The organism is Blastococcus aurantiacus, assembly GCF_900102425.1.
GTDB classification, from domain to species: Bacteria; Actinomycetota; Actinomycetes; order Mycobacteriales; family Geodermatophilaceae; genus Blastococcus; species Blastococcus aurantiacus.
In genome coordinates this window covers 1-5,489 of the sequence record NZ_FNBT01000013.1, presented here as the reverse complement: position 1 = coordinate 5,489, position 5,489 = coordinate 1, and the positions used below count along the sequence as shown (strand labels likewise).

Sequence of the window (5,489 nt, the reverse complement as noted above, 5' to 3'; positions counted from 1 at the left end):
CGACCGAGGACATCGCCAAGCGGGTGCTCGCGATCCAGGGCGACACCACCGCAGCCGTCGCCGCGATCGACGAGATCTCCACGATCGTCGCGCAGATCTCCGACCGGCAGACGACCATCGCCAGCGCGGTGGAGGAGCAGACCGCGACGACCAGCGAGATGTCGCGTTCGGTGCAGGAGGCCGCCAACGGGACCGGCGAGATCGCTGCGAACATCACCGGGGTGTCCTCGGCGGCGGAGTCGACCACGCAGGCGCTGACCCAGACCCGCATCGCCGTCGACGAGCTGTCCCAGATGGCAGCAGACCTGCGCACCACGGTGGGTCGGTTCACCTACTAGGCAGCCCATCCGACCCTCCGGGGTTCTCCTGAGCGCGAGAGGCGCACGACCGGTCCGGTCGTGCGCCTCTCGCCATTCCCGGGTGATCATTGCGCCAACGACATTGTCGACATGGCGCCTTCCGAATGGCGGTCGCCGGACATTCTCGACCGAATGCCTGCGACACGTGTGAAAACGGCTCGCATTGTTTCGGAGATAGGGGAATCTCGTCCCCCGAGCAGCACCGGTGAAGCCCCACCGGTCCTCGTCCGCAGCTGGAGCGCAGGATGTCCGTCAGCACCTCCCCCACCCGCACCGGCGGTCGATTCCGCTGGTTCGCCGATCGCCCGGTCGGCGTGAAGATCGGTGCCGTCGTCGGGCTCCTCGCCGTCGTGATGATCGCGACCATGGGCCTGGCCATGACCCGGATGTCGGAGATGGCGTCCGACCAGGAGCGCATCTACGACGAGAACCTCCGTCCCCTCAACGACCTCTCCGCCGTGCAGCGGGCCACCGCCGCCCACCGCGCCCGGGTGCTCGAGTACGCCGTGTCCGACCCCGAGCGCCGCCAGGAGCTGCGCGGCGAGATGGACGAGAAGCAGGCCGACGTCGAGGCTGCCCTCGCGGCCTACCAGCCGTTCGTCGTCGACCAGGCCGCCATGGACAAGTACCTGGACTCCCGCGCGCAGTTCCTGGCGAGCAACGAGGCCCAGCTGTTCCCGGCCGCCGACGCCGGCGACCTGACCACCTACGCGCAGGTCTACCGCGAGGTCTCCAGCCCGCTGCTGAGCGACATCGCCGACGGGCTCGAGGAGGAGGGCATCGCCCAGTCCACCGAGGCGGCCGACCGCAACGCCGAGGCAGCCGAGGACGCTTCGTCGGCCATCCGGCTCCTGCTCGTCTCCGCGGCCGGCGCCATCGCCGTCGCGATCGCTGTCACGCTGATCGTGGTCCGGCAGATCACCCGCTCGGTCCGCTCCGTGCAGCGCGCCGCGGAGGCCATGGCCTCGGGCGACCTGACCGTGGCACCCGTCGTCGAGTCCAACGACGAGCTGGGCCGCATGGCCGCCGCGCTCGGATCCGCCCAGGCCAGCCTGCGCACGGTGCTCTCCTCGGTGGTCCAGTCCGCAGACGCGGTGGCAGCGTCCTCGGAGGAGCTGTCGGCGTCGTCGGCGCAGATCTCGGCCTCGGCCGAGGAGACCTCCGCCCAGTCCGGCGTGGTGGCCGGCGCGGCGGACGAGGTCAGCCGGAGCGTGCAGACCGTGGCCGCGGGTGCCGAGCAGATGGGTGCCTCCATCCGGGAGATCGCCAGCAACGCGGCGGAGGCCAGCGAGGTGGCGTCCCGAGCGGTGATCGCCGCGGAGACGACGACGGCCACGGTCGCCAAGCTGGGTGACTCCTCGGCGGAGATCGGCAACGTGGTGAAGGTGATCACCAGCATCGCGGAGCAGACGAACCTGCTGGCGCTCAACGCGACCATCGAGGCCGCCCGGGCCGGCGAGGCGGGCAAGGGCTTCGCGGTCGTCGCGAACGAGGTCAAGGAGCTGGCGCAGGAGACCGCCAAGGCGACCGAGGACATCGCCCGCCGCGTGGAGGCGATCCAGAAGGACACCGGCGCCGCAGTGGGTGCGATCGAGGAGATCTCGGCGATCGTCGCCCAGATCTCCGACCGGCAGACCACCATCGCCAGCGCGGTGGAGGAGCAGACGGCGACCACCAGCGAGATGTCGCGCTCGGTGCAGGAGGCCGCCGCCGGGTCGGGTCAGATCGCGGAGAACATCACCGGCGTCTCCACCGCCGCGGACTCCACGACCCAGGCGCTCACCCAGACCCGCACCGCGGTCGACGAGCTGTCCCGGATGGCCGCGGACCTGCGCACCACGGTGGGCCGTTTCACCTACTGATCACCCCTGCCGGACGACGGCCCCGCGACCCACCGGTCGCGGGGCCGTCGTGCGTCGCGCGGCACTGCGCGCCATTAGCGGAAAGACATGTCGACAATCCGGAATGGTGACCGCGAATGGCGATCCCGCGTGTCGACTTCGTTGTGAAATCGTGTCACAACAGTCCCACGACACGCAGGCTTCCCTTCTTCCCCGCCATTCCCAGGCTGTTTATGTTTCAGCCGTGTCGCCGGCGGTCCGCGGTGACCCGCCGCCCGGACTGGTCGGGCCGGTCCTCCCTCAGTGCGAAATGGATGTGTGCGTTGTCGAAGAACGGTGGTGCGCGGCGCTCCCTGGCCAATGTGTCGGTGTCGCGCAAGATCTTGGCGGCGGTCTCCGTGGCCGTCGTCACCGGTATCGCGGTCGGCGCCGTCGGTGCCGTCTCCCTGGACCAGGCGGCCGACGAGTTCGACAGCAGCTACCGGGAGAGCACGCAGGCCCTGGTGCAGGCCGAGGAGATGCGGGCCCAGCAGCTGGGCATCCAGCTCAACCAGACCGCTCTCATGCTGCCGGGCGTCAGCGAGGAGAACAGGGAGGCCTGGACCACGGGCGCGCAGGAAGGCAGCGCCGCGTTCCTCGCCGCCGCCGAGCAGTACGCCACCACGGCACCGACCCCGGCGCAGCAGCGGTTGTCCGAGCAGGTGCTGGCGAGCTACCGAGGCTGGAGCGAGAAGTTCGCCATCGTGACCGAGGCGTTCACCGCCGGGGACCTGGCGACGGCCGCTCCCGCCTACCTCGAGTCGCAGGAGTTCCAGACGTCGCTTCGCGAGGGGATCACCCAGCTCGTCGACTCCGAGATCGCCGAAGCGCGCACCTCGGCGGCCGACGTCGCCGCGACCAACGACCGCTCGCGGATCCTGCTGATCGCGCTGGTCGCGGTCGGCACCGTCGTGGCCGCGACGATCGGCCTGCTGGTCGCGCGCCGCATCCGCCGCAACCTGTCCGCGGTGCAGGCCGTCGTGCAGGGGCTCGCCGAGGGTGACCTGACCCGGCGGACCGGCGTCACGCAGTCCGACGAAATCGGTCGCATGGCCGCGGCTCTGGATGCGGCGCAGGAGAACCTGCGCGAGGTGATGGCCTCGGTCGTCTCCTCCGCCGACGCCGTCGCCGCCTCGTCGGAGGAACTGTCCGCGTCCTCGGCGCAGATCTCGGCTTCTGCCCAGGAGACCAGCGCCCAGTCGGGCGTGGTGGCCGGTGCCGCGGACGAGGTCAGCCGCAACGTGCAGACGGTTGCCGCCGGCGCCGACCAGATGGGTGCCTCCATCCGCGAGATCGCCAGCAACGCCGCGGAGGCCAGCGAGGTCGCTGCCCGGGCGGTGACCGCCGCGGAGACGACGACGGCCACCGTGGCCAAGCTGGGCGAGTCCTCGGCCGAGATCGGCAACGTGGTGAAGGTGATCACCAGCATCGCGGAGCAGACGAACCTGCTGGCGCTGAACGCGACCATCGAGGCCGCGCGGGCCGGTGAGGCGGGCAAGGGCTTCGCCGTGGTGGCCAACGAGGTCAAGGAGCTCGCGCAGGAGACGGCGAAGGCGACCGAGGACATCGCGCGCCGGGTCCAGGCCATCCAGGGCGACACCACGGCCGCGGTGGCCGCCATCGGCGAGATCTCGGACATCGTCGCGCAGATCTCCGACCGGCAGACGACGATCGCCAGCGCCGTGGAGGAGCAGACCGCCACGACCAACGAGATGAGCCGCTCGGTGCAGGAGGCCGCGGGTGGGACGACGCAGATCGCGGAGAACATCACCGGTGTCTCCACCGCGGCCGACTCGACGACGCAGGCGCTGACCCAGACGCGCACCGCGGTCGACGAGCTGTCCCGGATGGCCGCCGACCTGCGCACCACGGTCGGGAGGTTCACCTACTAGAACGTCCTCCTTCCCTGGCGAATGCCGGTGGCGGCCGTATCGGTCACCACCGGCATTCGCCATTCCCGGGCGACTGGTCTGTCATCCCCGGTGGGCTCCATGTCGACACGGGAATGGCGGTCGCCGGTGAACGGTGCGGTCCCGGCGCGACACGCTCTGTATGCGGGACGCATTCGGCCGTATCGGCCTGATGCTGGTGGTGTACATCGGCCGATGGCCATTCTTCCTGATTCTCGGAGCCCGTCATGAGCACGTCCACAGCCCTCGCGTCCGGCACCCGCCACCTCTCCCCCGCCACCTGGTGGGCGGACCGTCCGGTGCGTACCAAGGTGCTCAGCAGCGTCGCGGTCTCTGTCGCGCTGGCTGCAGCTGTGGGCGTCGTCGGGCTCGGCGCCGTCTCCTCGACCCACGACGCCACGACAGGGCTGGCCGACCACAACCTGGCCGGCACCGCCGACCTGGCGGCCGCCGAGCTCGCCATGACCGGGTCACAGCTCGCAGTCACCAGCCACGCCTTCTCCCTGGACCCCGCCTTCAAGGAGAGCTGGGCCGAAGAGTTCGCCGCACGGGCCGCTGAGTTCGACGCCGCCATCGCCGCCTACGCGCAGCACACGCGCACCGGGGACGCCGGGGCGATCGAGGAGGTCCGGGCCGAGTACGCGAGCTTTGCCGACGGCGTGGTCTCCCAGGCCCTGCCGAGAAGCGCCGCGGGCGACACCCGGGGGTACTTCGGTGCCCGTGACCAGTACCTGACTCCGCACATGAGCCGCGTGGAGGAGTTGCTCGGCGAACTCACGGAGGCGGAGGCCGCAGCGGCCGATGCAGCGGTCCGCGCCGCGGACGACGAGTACTCCGACACCCGTACCACCATGGTCGTGCTCGTCCTCGTCGGGCTGGTCGTGGCCGCCGCGGTCGGGATGCTGGTGGCTCGCGCGATCACGCGTGGACTGAACCGGGTGAAGGGGGTGGCCGAGGCGCTCGCTGCCGGAGACCTGACCGTCGCGGCGCAGCTCGAGTCTCGTGACGAGATCGGTCAGCTGGGCGATGCGCTCGATGTGGCAGTGAACACCCTGCGGGCCGTCCTCGGAGAGGTCGCCGGCTCGGCGGATGCCGTCGCTGCCAGCTCCGAGGAGCTGTCCGCTTCCTCGGCGCAGATCTCGGCATCAGCGGAGGAGACCTCGGCGCAGTCCGGTGTCGTCTCGAGTGCTGCGGAAGAGGTGTCCCGCAGCGTGCAGACCGTGGCCGCCGGCGCGGAGGAGATGGGTGCGTCCATCCGGGAGATCGCCAGCAACGCCGCGGAGGCCAGCGAGGTCGCGTCGCGGGCGGTGTCGGCGGCCGAGCGGACGACCGCCACGGTG

Annotated in this window: 3 protein-coding genes and 1 pseudogene; all 4 read left to right on the top strand. The window is 70.8% G+C overall.

Going from position 1 to position 5,489, the window contains the following annotated elements; genetic code table 11:
• Positions 1–338, top strand: a pseudogene (locus BLS70_RS20340) (methyl-accepting chemotaxis protein); the annotation flags it as partial.
• Positions 339–604: 266 nt separating this feature from the next.
• A complete protein-coding gene (locus tag BLS70_RS20335; RefSeq protein ID WP_091771703.1) occupies positions 605–2,221 on the top strand; it encodes a methyl-accepting chemotaxis protein in 1,617 nt (538 codons plus the stop codon).
• A 302-nt stretch (positions 2,222–2,523) separates the two neighbouring features.
• The gene (locus BLS70_RS20330) at positions 2,524–4,131 is read left to right on the top strand and encodes a methyl-accepting chemotaxis protein (protein ID WP_255362629.1); all 1,608 of its coding nucleotides are present in this window, start codon (positions 2,524–2,526) and stop codon (positions 4,129–4,131) included.
• A gap of 245 nt (positions 4,132–4,376) precedes the next feature.
• On the top strand, positions 4,377–5,489 hold a 1,113-nt coding region (locus BLS70_RS21445; protein WP_091771700.1), incomplete at its 3' end, for a HAMP domain-containing protein.